The organism is Rhizobium oryziradicis (assembly GCF_001939045.1).
GTDB classification, from domain to species: domain Bacteria; phylum Pseudomonadota; class Alphaproteobacteria; order Rhizobiales; family Rhizobiaceae; genus Allorhizobium; species Allorhizobium oryziradicis.
This window is the reverse complement of sequence record NZ_MKIM01000020.1, coordinates 206,786-228,706: the sequence shown is the minus strand read 5'-3', so window position 1 is coordinate 228,706 and position 21,921 is coordinate 206,786. Positions and strand designations below refer to the sequence as shown.

Genomic DNA, 21,921 nt, shown 5'->3' with positions numbered 1-21,921 from the left:
GCCCACCAACACAACAAGTCAACGCTCACCGTTATAAAATTATCATATTTTAGATAACTTACCGGTTTTACTCGAGAAAATTAGGATTCTTATCTGTGCGACAAGCACAAAACAAAAGCGCCCGGCAATCAAAGCTGATTGCCGGGAGCGCGCACGTTCAAAAAAATGCTGTTTAGTTTTTCTTGGCGAGCGTGGCTGGCATTTCGGCAGGCCGCACAGTTGCCGCAATGGCTTCGGCTTTGCCGTTAAAAGCATAGCCGCCGCCGATAGCAATATTGAGCGTCACATAATCGTTGGCCAATTGCTGGATTGCGGTTGCAAGACTTGCCTGCGCTGTTGTCAACTGGCGCTGCGCGTCAAGCACGTCGAGCAGCGAAGACGCACCATCCTTATAGGATGCGGTCGAAAGCTCCAGCGCTTCCTTATAGGACTTCACATAGGCACGGCTTGCTGCAACCGATCGCGCATCGCGATTGTAAGCAGCAAGGGCACTTTGAACTTCCTCAACACCGGTCAGCACGGTTTGCTTCCAGGCAAGGTATGCACCACGAGCAGCCGATTCCTTGCTCTTGACGTTGGCGCGCAGCGCTCCGCCATCAAAAATTGGCAGATTCAATGCGGGGCCAAATGACCATGTGTTCGATGTACCCGCACGGGCGCTGCTGCTGATGTAAGACGGAGAAATCGAACCGCTGAGCGTGATCGATGGGAACAACTGCGCCTTGGCCGTGCTGATGCTATAAACTGCGGAAGCAAGAGTACGCTCTGCCAGACGGATATCTGGACGGTTGCGAATCAAATCGGCAGGAACACCCGTCACGACGGCGCTACGCGGTGTTGGTTGAGCACCACCCTTCTCAAGATCGTGGATGAGTGTCGAGGCAGGCAGGCCCAAAAGGGTCGAAATATGATAAGCATTGGCGTAGAAGCTCGCCTCCAGCCCTGGAATATCGGCCAAAGTTGAGTTTACCAGACCTTCCGACTGCACAACGTCCAAACGCGATGCCGCACCGGCTTCAAGCTGAAGCTTGGTCAACGACAGTGTTTCGCGACGTGACTTTACCGCATCCCTCGCGATCGCCACACGCTTCTGATAATAGCGCGCATTGATGTAGGACTTTGTGAGATCGGAGAGATACGTCAAGCGTGCTGTATCGACACTATCATAGGCACCATCAAGCGAGGCTTTGGCACTGGCAGCAGAACTGCGATATTGCCCCCACAAGTCAACAAGCCATGATACGGAAAGACCGCCGCTGCTGGCCCAGCTTTCCGGCGAAGAATTGATGCTGCCATTTGTCTTGGAGCCTTTTTCGCTGGCAGTGCCCGTCAGACTTGGGAACAAGCTGGCTTGCGCGCTGGTAACGGCCGCCCTTGCCTGATCAATGCGCTCAAGCGACTGCAGAACGCCAAGGTTCTGGTCAATACCCTGTTTGACCAGTTTATTCAGCTGGGCATCGTGAAAGGCTGTCCACCATGCAACGCTTGTTGGATCGCCAGCAGACTTTTGTCCACCTTCGTTGAATTGAGCAGGTAGCGCGGTCTGCGGCGCTGTGTGGTCCGGGCCCATTACGCAGCCCGATAGTAAAAGCAATGCAAGGGGCGTTGCCACGCGAATGGAGAACATCATTTCTATCCCTGTTTAGCACCGAGTCGCGCTGCACATCATCATCATGTAACAACGCCGTTTCTTATGGATACCGCACCCAAAGCAGGGTGCGGTCATTATTTCTTAACTTATCGAGTCCGTCGTCTTTGCAACAGCGTTTCTTTTTGGTTTTGCACGGTTTGAAAACCGCCGCACAATCACGAAAAATGACGGAACGAAGAAAATTCCGAGCACTGTTGCCGCCAACATGCCGCCCAGAACCCCAACACCAATGGCGTTTTGAGCTGCCGATCCCGCACCTGTGGCAATCGCCAACGGCACAACACCGAGAATAAACGCAAGTGATGTCATGATGATTGGGCGCAGGCGCAATTTTGCGGCCTCAAGCGTCGCATCGAACAGGCTAAGCCCATGCTCTTGCCGCTCTTTGGCAAACTCCACAATCAGAATCGCGTTTTTCGCGGCAAGCCCGATTGTCGTCAGCAGGCCCACCTTGAAGTAAACGTCATTTGATTGTCCGAAGACGTGCGCGGCGGCCAGGGCCCCCAAAACGCCAACCGGAACGGCCATGATCACCGAGAACGGGATAGACCAGCTCTCATACAATGCCGACAGGCACAGAAACACGATCAGAATGGACAGGGCATACAGCAGGGGGGCCTGCGATCCGGACAGGCGCTCCTGATAGGAAATGCCCTGCCAGGCAACCGTGTAACCGCCACCCATTTGCGAAACGATGCGCTCGACTTCATTCATCGCATCGCCCGAACTGACGCCCGGTGCCGATGCGCCTTCCATGGAGAAAGCATTCACAGCATTATAGGCTGAGATCGACGGCAAGCCGGAGACCCATTTTGTCTCGGTGAAGGATGAGAAAGGCACCATCTCGTTTTTCGAGTTGCGTGCGTTCCAATACTTCAAATCCTCTGCCTGCATGCGGTACGGTGCATCCGCCTGCACATAGACCTTTTTGATCTTGTTGTTCAGTGTGAAATCGTTGACGTCCGTGCCAGCGAAAATTGTCGTCAGCATGGAGTTGGCCGACGCGATAGCCACACCCATGGCGCTCAATTTTTCCTGATCAAGCATGACCTTGATCTGGTTTTCCTCGTCGCGGTCATTGCTACGCATGGAACTGATGAGGTGGCCGCTGTTGGCCTCGCTGATCAGACGTTTTGATGCAGCAACCAGTGCTTCTGCCCCATGATTTCCGGTATCAACCAGATACATCGAGAAGCCGCTTGAAGTGCCAAGGCCCTGAATGGCCGGAGGCATGAGCGGAAACACCTGCGCTTCACGAATGGTGAAGAAATAACCCATTGCACGCTGAACAATGGCCGCAGCGGCAAGATTTTTTGCCTTGCGATCATCAAAATCTTTCAGTCGAGCGAAAACCAACGCATTGTTCTGGCCAGACCCACTGAAGCTGAAGCCATTGACGGCAAACACATCCTGAACGCCATCTTTTTCCTTATCAAGATAGTAATCTTCGACTTTCTTGATAACAGCGTCCGTTTGTGTCGCCGTCGCGCCATTGGGAAGCTGGATAATCGTCATCAACACGCCCTGATCTTCCTGAGGCAGGAAGGAGGATGGCATGCGCATGAAGAACCAGGCACACCCAACAACAACAATCGCAAACATCAGCAAAACACGCAACGGACGGCCAAGCAGATAGCCGACCGAGCTGACATAGCCCGACGTTGTGCGATCAAAATTGCGATTGAACCAGGCCGCAGGTCCCGTGGTTTTCTTATGGTCCTTGTTAATCGGCTTCAAAAGTGTTGCGCACAATGCAGGTGTCAGCACCAGAGCAACCAGCGCGGAAAGCAACATGGCCGAAACGATGGTCACCGAAAACTGACGGTAGATAATACCGGTTGAACCACCGAAAAACGCCATGGGGATAAACACAGCCGTCAAGACTAGCGCGATACCAACAATGGCACCGGTGATTTCGCCCATGGATTTCTCCGTGGCCTCCAATGGGTCAAGCCCCTCTTCGGACATGATGCGTTCGACGTTTTCAACCACAACAATGGCGTCATCCACCAGAAGGCCGATGGCCAGAACCATGGCGAACATGGTCAATGTGTTGATGGAATATCCGGTTGCGGACAAAATTCCGAATGTACCGAGCAAGACAACCGGCACCGCAATCATCGGGATCAGCGTGGCGCGGAAATTTTGCAGGAAGATCAACAGAACGAAGAACACCAGTACGATGGCTTCGATCAGCGTATGAACAACCTTCTCAATGGAAAGCGACACGAACGGTGTCGTATCATAAGGATAGATAATCTTGATGTCTTGCGGCAAGGATGGCGCAATGGATGCAAGCTTGGCCTTCACGCGGGCTGCCGTGTCCAGGGCGTTGGCACCGGTTGCCAGATTGACGGCAAAGCCTGCAGCGGGGTGGCGGTTGGAGCGCGAGCTTGCAGCATAGCTCTCCTGGCCGATTTCCACCCGGGCAACATCACTCAGGCGCACGGCCGCACCACTTGTATCCACCTTCAAGATGATGCGCTCAAAATCAGGCACCGTGCTCAACTGACTCTGCGCTGTCATGGTCACATTGAGCTGCTGGCCTTCAACGGAGGGCAAGGCACCCATGGAGCCGACAGACACCTGCGTGTTTTGCGCCTGAATGGCCGAGGTTACATCAGCGGGCGTCAGCTGAAACTTGTTGAGTTTGAAGGGATCAAGCCAAATGCGCATGGCATAGGCAGAACCGAACAGATTGATACTGCCAACACCCTCAAGCCGCTTGATCTGGTCTTCAATCTGCGTGGAAAACACATCACCGAGATCGGCAGAGGAGTATTTTTCATTCGAGCCGACCAATGCGCCCACCAGAAGGATACTGGAGGTGGAGCGCGATACGTTCAGCCCCAGAGCCTGCACAACGCTGGGCAGCTGCGATGTCACAAGCTGCAGCTTGTTCTGCACTTGCACCTGCGCAATATCCTTGTCGATATTGCTGTCAAACGTCAGCGACACTGTTGCCTGACCGGTGGACGACGAAGACGTCATATAGGTCAGACCATCAAGACCGGTCATGCCATCTTCAATGATCTGCGTGACCGATTTGCGCACGGTGTCCGCGCTGGCACCACTGTATGTTGCGGTGATGCGCACAGTGGTTGGCGCAATATCCGGATATTGCGAAACAGAGAGCGTGTTGATGGCGAGAATACCGCCGAGCATGATCACGATCGCGATCACCCATGCGAAAATCGGTCGCCTTATGAAAAACTTGGCCATTGTTTACTTCCCAATCACGATGTTGCTGAAGATGTCGTGCGACATCATGATTTTGGTGCTTCGGTCGCCGGGGCCTGGATGACCAGACCCTTGGCATTAACCTCGGAAGGAACAGGCTTGACGGTCGCGCCATCGCCAATCCACTGGAAACCGTCAACAATCAGCTTGTCGCCATCCTTGACATTGTCTGTCACCAGCCAATTGTTGCCGGAAAGCTTGCTGGTGGCGAATGTCCGCGTCTCAACCTTGTTATCAGCATTGACGAATTTGGCCGTAAGAAAGCCGTCTGCATTGCGCGAACCAGCGCGCTGGGGAATGGCAAAGCCATCCTCTTCACCAACCGTGATTGTGGCACGCACATACATGCCAGGCAGAATGAGGTTTTGAGGATTGTCGAACAGGGTACGAATTGAAACGGTGCCTGTTGTGGTGCTGACCGCCATTTCAGACATGTCGATCTTGCCAACGCTTGGGTATTCGGTGCCATCTTCCATCGTCAGACGAATATCGGCTTTATCCACATCGCCTGCGTTGTTTTTGAGATTGCCTGCCGCAATCGCCGCACGCAAGCGCAGCAGATTAACGCTGGATTCATTCAGCTTGATGTAAATCGGATTGATCTTGCGAAGTGTCATCAAGGCATCTGTCTGACCGGCGGTGACCAGATTGCCGATGGAATAATTGGTGGCGGATGTGACACCATCAAACGGCGCATGAATCTCGGTGAAGGCCAGATTGATTTCTGCCGTCTGCAGACTTGCGCGCGCCTGAGCAACAGATGCCTTGGCTTCGAGCAAGGTGGCCTGCGCGGTTTCATAATCTTTTTGCGAGGCACCCGTATTGGCCAGGCGCTCATAGCGTTGCATATTGGCTGTTGCCGATGGCACGCTTGCCTCTGCCTTTTCAAGGGCTGCCTTGGCTTCCTCGACAGCCGCAACATAGGTTGCATCATCGATCTTGTAGAGCAAATCGCCAGCCTTGACGAAGCCACCTTCCTTGAACGACACTTCCTTGATCACACCGCCAATGCGCGGACGAATATCGGCCGATTGCACGGCCTCAGCGCGACCTGACAAAATGGTTGTCAAAGGCTGCACCGACTTCTTCATAATCACGACGCTAACCGGGCTTGGCGGGCGCGCAGCCCCTGCCCCGCCTGCCGCTTGCTGCTTGTCCTGATCACTGCATCCCGCAACAGCAAGCGCCGCAACAAACAAGATGGATGACAGGGTGAAGTACTTCGCCATGCGCTGGTCCTAATTTTTTGCGTCCGGTCTGAGCATAAGAGTTTCAGCACGGAGGCAAGATCACAAGATGATAAACAAATTTTCCTGTGAAGCGCGGCAAGCTGGCGCGTGTGCGTGGCAGCAAAGTCACATTTCAGCAGTTTAATAAGACTGCTATGTGACGTAGTTCAAGAATCGTCACTTTGCAAGCGGATTTTGCAGCGCGGTATTGACCAGTTCGATCACATCGCGGCACCGCGTGTAGAGCGTCTCTGGCTTTTCGCTCGAGACCGACAAGGGGTTGATTACCCCTGCAAGAGCGGTGGTGACCACCGATGCGGTGTGGCGCGGATCACGAACAAAAAATTCGCCCGCTTCGACGCCTTCAAGAATAATCATTTCAAAAATAGCGGAAATGGTTGCCCGATACATATCGCCCGCCCGCAGTTCGAGATCTGCGGTCAGAACAATCATTTCGAACAGATGGCGGTTATCGCGCACATCTGCCAGCAGACTGGTCAGCAGCGCTTCGGCAACCCGCAAGAGCTTTGCCTGCGGCTCACGGGGCATTTCAAGGCCCTTCAGCTGCTCCATCATCTCTTGAACATGCGTACACGCGATCGCATCAACCAGCGCTGTCTTCGCATGAAAATGCTTGAACACGTTGGCGGGCGACATTCCAAGAGCGGCGGCCACATCGGCCATGGCAACCTGCTGATAGCCCCTTTCGCGAAACAGCGTATCCGCCGCAGAGAGAATTTCCCTGCGCGTTTCTGCAGCTGGCCTGCGCGAGCGGCGTTGACGGGGTGTGCACCCGCGGTCGCAGCCGCTTTCCATATCATTTTTGCCGCGTTTTGTGTCTGGCATCGCGTTCAGGGCCCTGCCAGATAAGCTGCAAGGTTTGCTTTCACCCGCGCGAGCGGTGTTTCGCCACTGTCATCTGGTTGAAACGTCAGGCCGGTAATCGCCTCATAGGCCTGAATATACACCTTGGAGGTTGCCGCAATCAGATCCTGCGGAATTTCCGGAATGGCATCCTTGTAGGGGTCACAACGCTCGACCACCCATGAACGGACAAAATCCTTATCGAAGCTTGCAGGACGGCTGCCCTTGGCAAAAGCTTCCTCATAGCTGTTGGCAATCCAGTAACGGCTGCTGTCTGGCGTATGAATTTCATCGGCCAGAATGATATTGCCGTGCTCGTCCGTGCCAAATTCATATTTGGTATCCACCAGAATCAACCCGCGCTCGGCGGCTTTTTGCTGGCCACGCGCAAACAGCGCCAGAGCATAGGCAGACAGCGTCTCCCACTGCGCTTGGGTCAGCAAGCCTTTTTCGATAATTTCCGCAGGCGTCAAAGGCTCATCATGGCCGCCATCAAACTCTTTGCTGGTGGGCGTGATAATCGCCTGTGGCAGCTTTTGATTGTCACGCAGGCCGTCTGGCAGGGTCATGCCATACATGGTGCGCTGGCCATTTTTGTAGAGTGTCAAAATCGACGTGCCGGTGGTGCCAGCAAGATAGCCGCGAACCACAATTTCAACCGGCAGAATATCAAGGCGCTTGCCCACGACCACAGCTGGATCGGGATAGGCAATCACATGATTCGGGCAAATGTCTGCGGTTTCTTCAAACCAGTAGCGGGCCGTCTGCGTCAGCACCTGACCCTTATAGGGTATGCAGGCCAGAATGCGGTCAAAGGCGCTGATACGGTCGGTGGAAATAATGATGCGGCGACCATCGGGCAGATCGTAATTTTCCCGCACCTTGCCACCATAGTAATTCGGCAGATCAGGAAAGAAAGCTTCTGTCAGAATACGCATCACACCAGTTTCCTTTGTGTTGCTCGCCCACACCGGCAAGCCATCTCCACCGCGCAGCCTCTGCATAGTTGATTGAATAGCGATTGATTCAATCAATTATGCAGAGGATTTACGGTGTTACACCGAACCTTTTCGCGCCCTACAGGGTGCAGGGCGCTGTAACGCATCGTTGCGAAAATTTCAAAGAAAAAGCGCGCGCAAGCCAACGCGCGCTCATTTATCGCATCAAATTGCGCTGGATTTACGCAAAGGTCAAACGATCAACATCCGTAAACCGAACCGCCAAGGGATGATTGTGAAAGCGTCGCACCAGATGCACGGCGGCAAATGTAATGCAGGCTTCCACCAAAAACACCGGGGCATAGGCCACAGCCCACTGCGCCCAATCGGCGACCGCAAAGGCATCATTGGAGATCGACAGCCAGAAGCCCACCATCAACGACACCCCGGCATAATAGGTGGCATCCAGCCGTAACACCTTGCCCAGCGTGAAGCGATCTTTCAGCCCGGCTGCAAACAACCGGCGACCAAAGGTGACATGCACCGCGATCATCGGGATCATCAGTGAGAGCGCGTTAACGCCAAGATGGGGAATGTCGCCTGGCTCGAACAGAAATGCCTGCAACACCAGCCCAAGCGCAAAGCCCAGCATGGCCGGGGCAAAGCCAAACAGCAGATAGACGGTGGTTGCGCCGATCAAATGCAGCTCCGATGGCCCGACCGGCAGATGCCACATTTGCATCATGGCGGAAAAGGCAATGGCAGACAGCAGGGTTTTGGCCACAATCATCGGATTGCGCACAACGGCTGGAAGTTGCGACGCCACCACGCTTAGCGCTGCCGCATCGGCAAACACCAGCCGCGCCGGATCAATAATACCGACTTCGATATGCATAGATATGTCCTTTCTTTTGCGCCCTCCGCGCAAAGATCCATAAAATGCCGCCCGTTAGGCGGTGTTATGCGCTGGCAGGTCTCCTGGCTCACGGGTCTTTGCGCCGTCCGCCTTATCGGCATCAGCCAATGGCATTTTGGACTTTGCTCTCCGTTTACAGTTGCGGGGGCAGCCACGGATTCGGTCCCGATTGGGTCGTCCTCACCGTATTCCCTTTTCATCCGCGGGCTTTTGTTGAGCCTGCGAAACCAACACACGAAAACTTTATTCTTTCAACTCTGCGTCTGTCCAGTCGCATCACAAGCGAAAAGCGGCCCCGCACAGAAAAAATCCATAAAAAAACCCGGTGCCTGAGGCACCGGGTTGATCGTTACGCATTGAAGAACCCATCAGTCCTTGGCGCGCTCAACGTAAGAATTGTCTTCCGTGGCAATCACCACGCGGGTGCCGGCATTGATATGCGGCGGAACCAGTGTGCGCAGACCGTTGGAAAGAATGGCTGGCTTGTAGGAAGACGACGCTGTCTGACCCTTCACAACCGGCTCGGTTTCGGTGATTTCCAGCGTCACATGGCGTGGCAATTCGATTGCCAAAGCATTGCCTTCGAAAATCGACAGCACGCAGGTCATGCCTTCCTGAAGATAGGCCTTCTGGTCGCCCATGGTGTCCACATCAACCACCAACTGGTCGTAGTTTTCGGGGTTCATGAAGTGGAAGCCTTCGCCATCTTCGTAGAGGAACTGGTGGTTCACATCTTCCACAAAGGCGCGCTCAACCTGCTCTGTCGTGCGCCAACGTTCCGACACCTTCACGCCATCCACGATGCGGCGCATGTCAACTTGCGTCACGGGCGTGCCCTTGCCTGGATGAAAGTTCTGCGCTGTCAGCACGACATATAGCTTGTTGTCAACTTCGAGAACATTGCCCTTGCGGACCGAAGAGGCGATTACCTTGACCATCGGAATTCCTTGTATCTCTCTAACGCACGTCGTAAAGGACGGCCCGCCGCCCAGAATTAAACGTGTCACAAATTTTCTTTTGGGGGCACCTAACCTAAATTTGTCAAAATAGCCAGCCCGTGTTGCACGCCAATTGTGCAAGGGTGGCAGAAACAAAAGCCGGAGATGCCGCAATGACGCAAGAGCGCAGCACCCCTTCGCCTTGGTGGACACCGACGGTGCATGCCGACCGGCGGCCGTTTTTGCTTGGCCGTAATGCCATTCAGGCAGCGCTACGCGGTTATTTTGCTGCCCGTGACTTTATCGAGGTTGATACCGCAACCTTGCAGATCTCTCCGGGCAATGAAGCCCATCTGCATGCCTTTGCCACGCTTGCCATTGGCAATGATGGCAGCCCGCAGCCGCTCTATCTGCATACATCGCCAGAATTTGCCTGCAAGAAACTGCTGGCGGCAGGCGAGCCGCGCATTGCCTGCTTTGCCCATGTCTATCGCAATCGCGAACGCGGCCCGCTGCATCACCCCGAATTCACCATGCTGGAATGGTATCGCGCCGGCGAAAGCTATGTGCAATTGATGAATGATTGCGCCGATATGCTAAAGCTTGCCGCACAGACGACGGGAACACAGCAGTTTTCTTATCGCGGTGGTGTGTGCGATCCATTTGCCGCCCCGGAAAGGGTAAGCGTTGCGGATGCTTTTCAGCGCTATGCGGGCATTGATCTTCTCGCCTCGGTGAGCGCCAATGGCGACACAGACCGTGATCATCTGGCGTCTGAGCTAACCCGCGCGGGCATCCGCATAGCCGATGATGATGGCTGGGCCGATCTGTTCAGCCGGGTGATTGTCGAAAAAGTCGAGCCAAATCTGGGTTTTGACCGTCCCACCATTCTGGATGAATACCCGGTCCCAGAAGCGGCCCTTGCGAGACCTTGCGCGCGTGATCCGCGTGTGGCCGAGCGGTTTGAGCTTTATGCCTGCGGGGTGGAACTGGCCAACGCCTTTGGCGAATTGACCGACGCCACCGAGCAGCGTCGCCGGTTTCAAATGGAAATGACGGAAAAAGCCCGTATTTATGGCGAGACCTATCCGCTGGATGAGGATTTTCTGAGCGCCCTTGCCATCATGCCACAAGCCTCCGGGGCTGCCCTTGGTTTTGATCGGCTGGTGCTGCTGGCAACCGGCGCCCAGCGCATAGAACAGGTGCTATGGGCACCGGTGGCGGAGCCACACGTATGACGTTGAAAACCGTGAGCGAATTGCTGGATGCCGGATTGATCAAACGTGAGGATGCTGACACGCTCACCCAGGTCGCCGCGCGCTATGCCATTGCCATCACCCCCGCCATGCAGGCTTTGGTGGATGTCCACGACCTCCAAGACCCCATTGCCGCACAATTTGTGCCCCACGCGGATGAGCTGATCCAGGTGCCGCAGGAGTTGGCAGACCCGATTGGCGACCACGCCCACAGCCCGGTTGAGGGCATTGTCCACCGCTATCCCGATCGGGTGTTGCTGAAAGCCGTGCACAGCTGTCCGGTTTATTGCCGCTTTTGTTTTCGCCGCGAAATGGTGGGGCCTGACGGCGATGGCCTTTTGAGTGGTGACGCGCTGGAAAAGGCCATCGACTATATTCGTACCCATGATGAAATCTGGGAGGTGATTTTCACCGGTGGCGACCCGCTGGTTTTGTCGCCACGCCGCCTGAAGGCTATTCTGGACCAATTGGCCCTCATCGACCATGTTAAAATCATCCGTTTTCACACCCGCGTGCCGGTGGTGGACCCGACCCGCATTGATGACGCTCTGTTGGATGCCCTCAAAGCCAGCGGCAAAACCACCTATATCGCCATTCACGCCAACCATGCCCGTGAGCTGACAGATGCGGCAAAAGTGGCGATTGATCGTTTGTTGAAGGATGGAATCGTGCTTGTCAGCCAGACCGTGCTGCTCAAGGGCGTGAATGATGATGCGGCTGTGCTGGCCGCATTGATGCGCAAATTTGTCGAGCTGCGCATTCGGCCCTATTATCTCCACCATCCGGATCTTGCCCCCGGCACCGGCCATTTTCGCCTCAGCCTCAAGCGTGGACAGGAGATTGTTTCGGCATTGCGCGGCCATGTTTCGGGCCTGTGTCAGCCAACCTATGTGCTCGACATTCCCGGTGGCCACGGCAAGGTGCCCATTGGGGCAAGCACCGTCAGCGATGATAGTGACGGCTATCAGATTACCGATTTTCGAGGTGCAAATCACCACTACAAAGATTTGTGAAACAATACTCCCAGTTTTGGTCGCTTTTCTTCATATCCCTTTAATAAATCACGCCATAATAGTCTAAAATGACTGGTGACGATGGTCAGATTGGCACAAAAGCCCATTCGATACCGCTGTTTACGGTATCCTGTCGAAAATGACGGCTGAGAGAGTGTGTCTTTCGTCCGCAATGTCAGCCTTGGCTGACATTGAGAGTTTGTCGTTTCGAGTTTGCCATTCCGAGTTTGTGAGGGAAAGTGGAACCCGGTTTTTCTGATCAGGCAAACTCAAACAAAGGAACGATTGAGTCTGTCGCCACTTTTTTCGAATAAACGCTCATGTGCTAAAATTTGAATACGTGATACACTCTTGGAAATCGACTTATAATTGTTATTCACCAGAGTGTAGTCAGTTTCTGATTGAATTTTCTGCGGTGGTGGAGGCACGGCTTCTGCGCCTTGCGACAGAAACAAAATGAGGGATAAGACATGATTGAAACAATTCGGACGATCCTTGGCAAGGTGGGCGGTTTGGGGACGGCACCTGCGGAGATCGCTACGGATGCCGACCTTTACGCACTGGGTCTGACGTCCTTTGCCTCGGTGCAGCTGATGCTGGCCATTGAAGAGGCTTTCGACATTGAATTTCCCGATCATTTGCTGAACCGCAAATCCTTTGCCAGCATTGACGCGATTGAACGCACCGTCAGCGACATTCTTAAAGATCAGAAAGTGGCGTGATGAACGCCCCCCTCGCCTTGACTTTAAGTGAGCGCGCCAGCTTGGTCGCCAAGGTTGCTGGTCAATTTGCCGATGATGTTGATCGCCAAGGCCGTTTTCCGCAAGAAGCCATAGATACCATGCGCGCGCAAAGGCTTCTGGGCATTCAGATTCCGCTCGATCTGGGCGGAGAAGCGGCAAGCTTTGCCCAAATTGCCGAAATCTGCACCACGCTGGGTCAGGCCTGCGCCTCCTCTGCGATGATTTTTGCCATGCACCACATCAAATGTTCCAGCCTTGTGGAACATGCCGAAGGCAATCCATGGCAAACCGCCTTTATGAAGCGCGTCGCAAGCGAACAATTGCTGCTGGCCTCGGCCACCACAGAGGGCGGCATTGGTGGCAATTTGCGCAATTCCATTTGCGCCATCGAGGTGGATGGCGAAAACTGCAGGCTTGAAAAAGACGCCACTGTTATTTCCTACGCGCAATACGCCGACGCCATCCTGATCACCTCGCGCGCCCACAAGGATGCCGCCCCTTCTGATCAGGTGATGACGGTGTTTGTCAAAGGCCAATATACGCTTGAGAAAACCCAGGATTGGGACACGCTGGGCATGCGCGGCACCCGCTCCGATGGCTTTATCTTCAAGGGCGAGGCTCCGGCCTGCCAGATCCTGCCCAAACCTTTTGCCGAAATTGCCGCCCATTCCATGCTGGCCGCCTCGCATATTTTGTGGAGCGGCGTGTGGTATGGCATCGCCGTGGATGCCGTGGTGCGCGCGCAAAGCTTTGTTCGCGCTGCTGCCCGGAAATCTGCAGGGCAAATGCCACCGGGCGCATTGCGCTTGGCGGAAGTGGCCAATCTGCTGCAATTGGTGCGCTCCAATGTGGTCGCAGCCTTGAGCGCCTATGAAGAGGCCAAACTGGATGGCGACAAGCTATCGAGCTTCGGTTTTTCGGTAACCATGAACAATGTCAAGATTGCCTCCTCCGAGACCATTATCGACATCATCAATCAGGCCATGCTGATCTGCGGCATCATGGGCTATAAAAATGGCACGCCCTACAGTCTGGGCCGCCACCTGCGCGATGCCCATTCGGCCCGGTTGATGATTTCCAATGACCGTATTCTTGGCAATACCTCGACCATGCTTCTCGTCCATAAACTCGACACACGCTTGCTGGGATAATCTGATGACCAATCAAACCAATTTTCTCGACCGGCTGTTTGATGCAGGCCTGTTGATCGACACCGGCGTGGACGGGCTTTATGGCCGAAGCGGCCAGTTTGAAGACGTGATTATTGCGTTTGAGCGCCTGATTGACCGCTTTGGCGGCGCAGATGGGGCCGAGGCCATTCGCTTTCCGCCGGGCATGAACCGCGCCTATTTTGAAACCAGCGGCTATATGAAAAGCTTTCCGCAGCTGGCAGGCACCGTGCACAGCTTTTGCGGCAATGAGCTGGACCATATGAGCCTGCTCAAATGCATGGATGCCGACGAAGACTGGTCGAAAGAGCAAAAGATCACCGATATCGTGCTGACCCCTGCCGCCTGCTATCCGCTCTATCCCACCATTGCCAAGCGCGGCGCGATTGCGGCTTCTGGCGCGCTGTTTGATCTGCAATCCTATTGCTTCCGCCATGAACCATCCAAAGACCCGGCCCGCCAGCAGCTGTTTCGCATGCGTGAATATGTCTGCATGGGCACACAGGATCATGTCACCGATTTTCGCCAGACATGGATGGATCGCGGCTTGAAAATGATGGAAGAGGTTGGCCTCACCGTTGAAATCGACGTTGCCAATGACCCGTTCTTTGGTCGGGCAGGCAAGATGCTGGCCAATAACCAGCGCGACCAGAACCTGAAATTCGAGCTGCTGATTCCCATCACCTCCACCAGCAACCCCACCGCCTGCATGAGCTTCAATTACCATCAGGATGCCTTTGGCGCAAAATGGGGCCTCAACCTTGAAGATGGCGCGGTGGCCCACACGGCTTGCGTCGGCTTTGGTTTGGAGCGCATAGCACTTGCGCTGTTCCACCACCACGGTCTGGATGTGAAGACATGGCCAGAACAGGTACGCAAGGCGCTCTGGGGTTGATGATGAAGACGGTGCTAAAGGTCGATCCGACCCATTACACCCCCCATCCATTGCATTCCATGGAGCGGATGTGGCCGGAAACCAATTGCTATGTGGATCTGTGGATCGAAGTGCTGGCTTCAATGGGCGCAAGCCCCGAGGCTATGCTGGGCTTTACCCTGACACAGGATTTTGAGGGGGATCAATTCACCTTTTTCAAAGTGCCGCTGGAGGATCTCGAAGCGCTTTACGGCATTCGCGTTACCGAGCTTGCCATTTTTGACGACGTTGATGGGCATGTGGTTGAGCAGATCAGCCGGGGCCGCTTGTGTCTGGTGGAAATGGACAGCTTCTATCTGCCCGACACCCAGGGCGTGGGCTATCGCGCAGAGCATGGCAAAACCACGGTGGGCATCAACCGGCTTGATCTGGCGGGGCGCTCCATGGATTATTTCCACAATGGCGGCTTCTTCACCGTATCGGGCGATGACTTTGACGGCGTGTTTCAACACAATCTGCCGAGCAATGCCTTGCCATTTTTGCCCTATACCGAATTTGCCAAATTCCCGGCGACAATCCCCGATGAAAACCACCAGCGGCAGGTGGCGCAACGATTACTGGCCCAACATTTTGCCCGCCGCCCGGCAGATAATCCCCTCAAGGCCTTTGCCTCGGTGTTTCCGCAGCATGTTGAGGGTTTGGCAGAACGCGACTTTGGTTTTTTCCACAAATATGCCTTCAACACGCTGCGGCAATTTGGGGCCAATTTCGAGCTGCTGGCCAGCCATCTTGGCTGGTTACACGGCGACGGGCGCTTTGAACAGGCCATAGCGGATGCGCTGAAAATCTCGGAAGTGGCGAAATCCGCGCAATTCCAGCTGGCCCGCGCCGTCACCCGCAAAAAGTTCGAGCCGTTGAAAACCTCTCTTGATCCGGCGGTTGAAGCGTGGGATCGGTTGATGACTGGCCTGCAATCCAATATGGGCTGAGCGTGAAGGATAAGACCTGCCGTGATCACCTATCTGGATGCTGACACTCGCCCGCTGGAACAAGGCTGGACATTGCTGCTCTGTGAGCCCGGCACCTTTGACGGACCAGACCGTATCAACCGTGCCTTGGCGCGCCTCAGCGCGCCGGTTCCTGGCACCGTGGCGGAAGCCTTGCATGACGCAGGCCTGTTTGATCCGGCCCATCCAACGCCGCTGCATGGCAAAGAAGCATGGTATTTCCGCCCCCTTCTCGGCGAAGCGCCCGGCCCGGCCATCTTACGCTTTGAAGGCTTGGCCACCATTGCCGATGTCTATCTCAACGGCGCTTTGGTTTTGACATGCAAAAGCATGTTCGAAGCCCATGATGTGGCGGTGGAATTGACGGGCGAGGATGAACTCGCCATCTGCTTTCGCGCGCTCACCCCTCACCTGGAAAAGCGTGGGCCGCGGGCAAAATGGCGACCACAGATGATGTCGAGCCAAGGCCTTCGGCTGGTGCGCACCACCCCATTGGGGTCTATGCCCGGTTGGTGCCCGGACATTCACGCCCTTGGCCCCTATCGCCCCATCAGCCTGATCCGCGCACAACAATATGCGCTGAGCGACCTGCGCATCCATGCCGATCTCGATGAAGACGGCACCGGGCTTTTGGATGTGTCCTTCACGCTCAGCACACCGGTGGACAATGCGAGCCTTTCTTGCGCGGGATACAGCACCCCTCTCATGCAGCAGGCCAATGGCCGCTATAATGCGCGATTAGAGCTTCCTGCCATTACCCCATGGTGGCCAGCAACACACGGCAAGCCCACACTCCACGGGGTGACGCTCGCGCTGGATGGCACGACCTATGCGCTTGGCCTCACCGGCTTTCGCCGCATCCGCCTTGATCGCGGCCATGATGGCAAGGATTTTGCGCTGATGGTCAACGGCGTCAAAATCTTCTGCCGTGGTGCCGTGTGGACCAATGCCGACATCACCCGTCTGCCCGGCACCGCCGAAGATTACGCCCCATGGCTGGCGCTGGCGGCAAATTCCGGCATGAACATGATCCGCATTGGTGGCACCATGACCTATGAGAGCGCGGATTTTTTCAAACTCTGCGATCAATTGGGGGTGATGGTCTGGCAGGATTTTATCTTTGCCAATTTTGATTACCCGATCAGTGACGATGATTTCAAAGCCCATGTGCGCTGCGAGGCAGAACAGCTTTTAAGCGCATCGCAGGGCTCTCCCTCCATGGCGGTTTTGTGCGGCGGCAGTGAGGTTTTTCAGCAGGCTGCCATGCTGGGTTTGAAAGAAGAGGTTTGGAAAAGCACGCTTTTCACCTCGCTTCTGAAAGAGATCAGCACAGCACTACGCCCCGACGTGCCGTACATTGACAACACGCCCATGGGTGGAGCCATGCCCTTTGCCCCCAATGAAGGGGTCAGCCATTATTATGGCGTCGGGGCCTATGAGCGTCCGCTGGAAGATGCCCGGCGCGCTAACCTGCGCTTTGCCGCAGAGTGCCTTGCCTTTGCGCAAGTGCCCCAGCAAAAAACACTGGATCACCATCTGCCCGTGCCGCCGGTTCATGACCCCCGCTGGAAAGCCCGCGTGCCGCGTGATCGTCATGCCTCATGGGATTTTGAAGATACCCGCGACCATTATCTCGGCCTGCTCTATGACCTTGATCCCGCCCGGCTGAGGCGAGACAATCCGGCCCGCTATCTGCACTTGTCACGCGCAGTCACAGGCGAAGTGCTGGAAGAAAGCTTTAGCGAATGGCGGAGCAAAGGTTCAAGCTGCAATGGCGCTCTGATCTGGACGTTTCAAGATCTCATGCCCGGCGCAGGCTGGGGCCTGATTGATTCCACCCGATTGCCCAAGCCGGTGTGGTATGCGGCACGCCGCGCCTTTTCCCCGGTTCGCGTGTCCATGACCGATGAAGGCACCAATGGCCTTGATCTGCATCTGCAAAACGATGGGGCACAACCCAAGGCCTTGATGCTGGATCTTGCCTGTTTGAGGGATGGCAAGACAGCCGTGGCAAGCGCCCAACGCACGATGACTTTGGAGCCGCACGCAAGCGTGACCTTAGCCGCCACCACGCTGTTTGGGGCGTTTTTTGACACCACCTATGCCTATCGCTTCGGCCCTGCTGCCCATTCGGTGACAGTGGCAACGTTAAGTGACGCCGATACGGGCGAGGTGGTCAGTCAGGCCTTTCACTTCCCGCAAGGGCGAAAGGCCGCCATGTATGCGGCAGGCATGACCACCACGCTGATGCAAGACGACACGGGCTGGTTTTTAACGTTAGAGACCGACCAACTGGCGCAATCGGTGCATATTGCGCTTGAAACCGGCCGGCCGGAGGATGATTTTTTCCATCTTGCACCCGGCCAACCACGCCGTATCCGTCTTTTCACTGAAGGGCAAAAGCCCCAAGGCGAGATTATCACGGCGGGGTCCGACCAGCGTTTCAGGTTTTAGATTTTGGTTGCGCATCGGATCTGTTCGAAGTGATGCTGAAAGCCAAATCGCGGATCTCTTCAAAATAGCGCTGCTGGGCGGAAGCCGGCGAGAGATTGTGATCCATGCCGGGCAAAATTGCCATTTTGACATTGCTATAGCGCGCCAACCGCCGGCCCTTGGCACCAAAATGTTGATAGAGATGCTCTAAGCCAATATCATTTTCGCTATAGAGCAGCACCAGCTTCACCTTGCGCTTTGCCAGCCTTGCAAAGGCCGAGCGCACCTGGGCGTGGGCCATGCGGGCGCGGGGCGTGAGCCAGTTTCCACATTGCAGGCCGGTCAAAATGCGGCCAGTCATCACGCTGCCAAAGTTGCGAGCGGCGTTCTTCACATCAACCTCGCCCCGAAGCAAGCGCCGGAAGGTGCTGCCCATGAAGATCAACTTTGTGTAGGTATCCAGCGAGCGCGGCACCATGCGCAAAGCCCCATCCACATCGCAGGCGGGATCCCAGTAAAATGCGTAAGCGTTAGCAAGGCATAATCCCGCCAGACGGTGATCCTTTGTGCTGCTGGAAAAGGCCAGATAGCCACCGCTGCACCGGCCTGCCGCCACAGCGGGCAGCAGATGGCGCGCTTCAAACATATTGAGCGCCGATTCCACATCGTCATACTGGGTGTCAGTATACAGCACCTGCTCCGGCAGACCGGGCACCGGCGGGCTATCGCCAACATTGGCAGGATCAAACCGAAAAGATGCAATGCCTGCCTCTGCCAGCCTGCGCGCCATGGCAACGTTGGAACGTCCCCATCCGGCATGGCGATCATAGGCGGTGCCGACCAGCAACACGCTAGCACCACGCCGCTCTGCCTTTGGCTCGCACAAAATGCCATACAGCCTTTTGTTGCGCCCAAAGCGCATCGATGTCTCCCGATATTCATCGGTCTCTAAAGACGCGCTATCGCGCATATCGTCTGCCGCCACTGCCTCAGGCTTGCCCAAAGCGGCGGCACGGCACACCACCCAGCTGACAACAGCCTCCAATGTTTCGGTGGGCATTTGCGCAACCGACGGGTTGGCGACCATGGCTTCAAAGCCCGTGTAATCGCGCATCTCCACGCGCGCGCCCTTATTTGCCAAGGCCTCCGCCAGCAGTTTGTCGCCGGGCCGCTGAGGTCGATTGACAAGCAGATAGGGAATAGAATGATGCGGCACGGCGTTGGCAAAATCGCTTTTCTTCAAGGCAGTCGCAACCGCTTCTGGCATGATGTGGCCGCCAATGGCTGTCACACCATGCAGCCGCAAAGCAGGGTCAAGGCTAAGGCCATCATCAATCACTTGCGCCCAAAACTGCAATTCCCGCAAGTAAGCGCGACCAGACGCGACCGGTGCCATGGCCACCAAACCGCAAAGCCTGTTCTCTTGCCCGGCATCAAGCGCCTGCGCCATCTGAAGCGCCAGCGACGCACCCAGTCCGTGGCCCACCAGCATCACCGGCACGCCACCTGCTTTTTCGCGCAACAGTGTGAGCGCCGCCGTCACGGTTTCTTGCCAGATCTCAAGCGTGATCGCGCCCTTTGGCGCATCCAGTGCATCACCCGTACCCGGATAATCAAACCGCAGGCTGGCAATCCCATCCGCTGCAAACTCCTCTGCCATGATGCGAAAGAGTTTGTGGGTGCACATTTCTTCAAAGCCCCACGGCGGCACAAACAGCACAGCTGCATTGCGCCACGCACCGGAGGAAAAGCCATCGGCGGCTTGAAAGAGGCCAAACGTTCCGGCAAAGCTCACCGGAGCAGCCGCGGCTTTTTGGTGCGGATCGTGCCGCTCGCCAAAGACCAGACCAGCCTTATCGGCTATACTTGCCATCGATACACCCCTCAAACACCAAGCTCGATTGTTATGCCCCTTGGCCGGACATTTTTCCCGTGCCAGACACGTCTCGCAAACGGATCGACTTTATCGCCGTCCAATAAAATTAGTATTAAGTCCTTCTTGCGTCAGTAATTCTTGCAGTTCACAGAGGATTCTGTCCGCCCATACGCGCGTTCAGCACAATTTCCTTGTGCAACATCCAATAGTAAGCGTCTATTCTTTTCCGTTGGAAAGCTGCATCAACACAAAATTGAACGGCCCCACCAATCGGCGCGGCAAGCGACTGGACAGACGCGACATCACCGCCACATCGCCCATTGGCACCACGCGCAACAGTTTGAGCGCCAGAAGATAGGCAACCACCGCCGCAATGATGGCAAGCAGTAAGCCCGCCAAACCCGATACACTTTGAAGCACGGCAAAAGCCGCAGCGGCACAAAGCCCGGATGCAATGGTGACCTTGATCAGGCTGATGCCCAAAGGCGCAAGAGAGCCTTCAAAATTTATCCACCGCAGCATGACAATGCTCATGACCAGAAACACCAGAATGCGCACAAAGGCCGCCCCTTCGCCAGCAAAGCCGGGGATCAACACCACATCACCGCCCACCATGATCACGGCACATCCCAGACCAACGAACAGGCGCTCGCGGATCTTGTCGATGGCAAACATATATTGCGTGCCCACCTGACAGGCCACCACCAGCGGCACGCTGAGGGCCAGAATGGAAAGCACGGATGCGCTGGGCGCAAATGCATCGCCAAACACCATTGTCACCAGCCGGTGAGAAATGGCCGCCAAACCAAAGCTCATCGGCAAGGTGAAATAGGCAAGGCTTCGCACCACCGACGAAAACATGGCAACGGGCAAACGCCCGCTCGGCTCACGCTGCAAATGCTCGGAATAATAGGGCACCAGACTACCTGACAGCTGAATGGGCAATTGCAGTGCCAGATTGGCCAGCGAAAACGCCACCGCATAATAGCCCACCGTTTCCACACCGTGATAGCGCTGCAGGAAAAACAGCTCAATCCGATTGAGAAAAATCGAATCCACCATGAATTCCAGCGATAGAATAAAGGACGATCCTGCAAGATAACGCGGCCCGATACCGCAGGTTTTGACCCGATAGCGCAAAAGCCCCATCGCAAACAGAAATTGCGACACATAGGCCAGCACATAGCCTGCAAGGGCACCGGCCATGCCCCAGATCAAACCGCCCGCCACCACGCCCACCAATTGCAAAAGGCCAGCCGTCAGCGTCATGCGAAAGAATATATCCACCCGTTGCTCGCCAACCAGATAGTTCTTGGTAAACATGCCAATCGATTGGGTGACAAACAAAATGCCGGTGATCACCAGCACCACGGGGCTGGCCTGCGCCCAGTGCTCGTTTTCTGCCACCCAAAAAAACAGAAAATACAGCGCCAGCAGCAAAAATGTCGAGCCCACAACCGGCCACAGCAGATAGGCGGCAAAGCCTTTTCGATCCTGATCGCTATAGCCCTCTGCGCGCAAACGCGGCAGAAGACGCAGCAGGAGAATGCCGGTGCCAAGCTCTGCCACCAGTGCGGCCGTGGCGGCAAGCCACACCGAAAAGGCAATAATGCCGTTCGCCTCCGGCCCAAGCATCCGCGCTATAAAAATAGAACACAGAAAGCCGGTGGCCAGCAAGGTTAATCCCGCTGCCGCATTGAAGGCAGAATTGGCAACAATGCCCTTATTCATTCAAAGTCCCTTAGACAAAGTGCACGTGACGAAGACACATTAT

General features: G+C 55.4%; 16 protein-coding genes and 1 riboswitch. Of the genes, 7 read left to right on the top strand and 9 right to left on the bottom strand.

Annotated features, from left to right (window positions below):
• Positions 1 to 172 precede the first annotated feature (172 nt).
• The 7 genes from BJF95_RS02855 to efp form a co-directional block, all read right to left on the bottom strand.
• Positions 173 to 1,627 (bottom strand): efflux transporter outer membrane subunit, encoded by a 1,455-nt coding sequence (locus BJF95_RS02855; RefSeq protein ID WP_075637916.1) that lies wholly within the window; start codon positions 1,625 to 1,627, stop codon positions 173 to 175.
• 105 nt (positions 1,628 to 1,732) lie between these two features.
• Complete coding sequence (locus tag BJF95_RS02850; protein WP_075637915.1) at positions 1,733 to 4,873, bottom strand: efflux RND transporter permease subunit; 3,141 nt, start codon at positions 4,871 to 4,873, stop codon at positions 1,733 to 1,735.
• Between the two features lie 44 nt (positions 4,874 to 4,917).
• Positions 4,918 to 6,120: an efflux RND transporter periplasmic adaptor subunit gene (locus tag BJF95_RS02845; protein ID WP_083638668.1), complete on the bottom strand. Its 1,203-nt coding sequence runs from the start codon at positions 6,118 to 6,120 to the stop codon at positions 4,918 to 4,920.
• 177 nt (positions 6,121 to 6,297) lie between these two features.
• Positions 6,298 to 6,966 (bottom strand): TetR/AcrR family transcriptional regulator, encoded by a 669-nt coding sequence (locus BJF95_RS02840; protein ID WP_083638667.1) that lies wholly within the window; start codon positions 6,964 to 6,966, stop codon positions 6,298 to 6,300.
• 5 nt (positions 6,967 to 6,971) lie between these two features.
• Positions 6,972 to 7,922: a phosphoribosylaminoimidazolesuccinocarboxamide synthase gene (locus BJF95_RS02835; RefSeq protein ID WP_075637951.1), complete on the bottom strand. Its 951-nt coding sequence runs from the start codon at positions 7,920 to 7,922 to the stop codon at positions 6,972 to 6,974.
• Positions 7,923 to 8,163: 241 nt separating this feature from the next.
• Positions 8,164 to 8,817 (bottom strand): energy-coupling factor ABC transporter permease, encoded by a 654-nt coding sequence (locus tag BJF95_RS02830; RefSeq protein WP_075637914.1) that lies wholly within the window; start codon positions 8,815 to 8,817, stop codon positions 8,164 to 8,166.
• A 56-nt stretch (positions 8,818 to 8,873) separates the two neighbouring features.
• Positions 8,874 to 9,085, bottom strand: a riboswitch (cobalamin riboswitch).
• Positions 9,086 to 9,206: 121 nt separating this feature from the next.
• The gene (gene efp / locus BJF95_RS02825) at positions 9,207 to 9,776 is read right to left on the bottom strand and encodes an elongation factor P (RefSeq protein WP_075637913.1); all 570 of its coding nucleotides are present in this window, start codon (positions 9,774 to 9,776) and stop codon (positions 9,207 to 9,209) included.
• 173 nt (positions 9,777 to 9,949) lie between these two features.
• On the opposite strand from efp, the gene epmA reads away from it, so the two are divergent.
• The 7 genes from epmA to BJF95_RS02790 all read left to right on the top strand — a co-directional run bounded on the left by epmA (position 9,950) and on the right by BJF95_RS02790 (position 18,292).
• A complete protein-coding gene (gene epmA / locus BJF95_RS02820; protein WP_075637950.1) occupies positions 9,950 to 11,014 on the top strand; it encodes an EF-P lysine aminoacylase EpmA in 1,065 nt (354 codons plus the stop codon).
• Entirely contained in the window at positions 11,011 to 12,045 is a 1,035-nt protein-coding gene (locus tag BJF95_RS02815) for a lysine-2,3-aminomutase-like protein (protein ID WP_075637912.1), read from the top strand. The genes epmA and BJF95_RS02815 overlap by 4 nt, the downstream gene beginning before the upstream one ends.
• A 470-nt stretch (positions 12,046 to 12,515) precedes the next feature.
• Positions 12,516 to 12,767 (top strand): acyl carrier protein, encoded by a 252-nt coding sequence (locus BJF95_RS02810; RefSeq protein ID WP_075637911.1) that lies wholly within the window; start codon positions 12,516 to 12,518, stop codon positions 12,765 to 12,767.
• A complete protein-coding gene (locus tag BJF95_RS02805) occupies positions 12,767 to 13,939 on the top strand; it encodes an acyl-CoA dehydrogenase family protein (protein WP_075637910.1) in 1,173 nt (390 codons plus the stop codon). The genes BJF95_RS02810 and BJF95_RS02805 overlap by 1 nt, the downstream gene beginning before the upstream one ends.
• Positions 13,940 to 13,943: 4 nt before the next feature.
• The gene (locus tag BJF95_RS02800; RefSeq protein WP_075637909.1) at positions 13,944 to 14,852 is read left to right on the top strand and encodes an amino acid--[acyl-carrier-protein] ligase; all 909 of its coding nucleotides are present in this window, start codon (positions 13,944 to 13,946) and stop codon (positions 14,850 to 14,852) included.
• Positions 14,816 to 15,820: a DUF1839 family protein gene (locus BJF95_RS02795; RefSeq protein WP_175577186.1), complete on the top strand. Its 1,005-nt coding sequence runs from the start codon at positions 14,816 to 14,818 to the stop codon at positions 15,818 to 15,820. The genes BJF95_RS02800 and BJF95_RS02795 overlap by 37 nt, the downstream gene beginning before the upstream one ends.
• 21 nt (positions 15,821 to 15,841) lie before the next feature.
• Complete coding sequence (locus tag BJF95_RS02790) at positions 15,842 to 18,292, top strand: glycosyl hydrolase 2 galactose-binding domain-containing protein (RefSeq protein ID WP_075637908.1); 2,451 nt, start codon at positions 15,842 to 15,844, stop codon at positions 18,290 to 18,292.
• Here BJF95_RS02790 and BJF95_RS02785 read toward each other — a convergent pair.
• Both BJF95_RS02785 and BJF95_RS02780 read right to left on the bottom strand, forming a co-directional pair.
• The gene (locus tag BJF95_RS02785) at positions 18,282 to 20,144 is read right to left on the bottom strand and encodes an alpha/beta fold hydrolase (protein WP_083638665.1); all 1,863 of its coding nucleotides are present in this window, start codon (positions 20,142 to 20,144) and stop codon (positions 18,282 to 18,284) included. The genes BJF95_RS02790 and BJF95_RS02785 overlap by 11 nt on opposite strands.
• Positions 20,145 to 20,363: 219 nt before the next feature.
• On the bottom strand, positions 20,364 to 21,878 hold the full coding sequence (locus BJF95_RS02780) for an oligosaccharide flippase family protein (protein WP_075637907.1): 1,515 nt from the start codon (positions 21,876 to 21,878) through the stop codon (positions 20,364 to 20,366).
• Positions 21,879 to 21,921 lie beyond the last annotated feature (43 nt).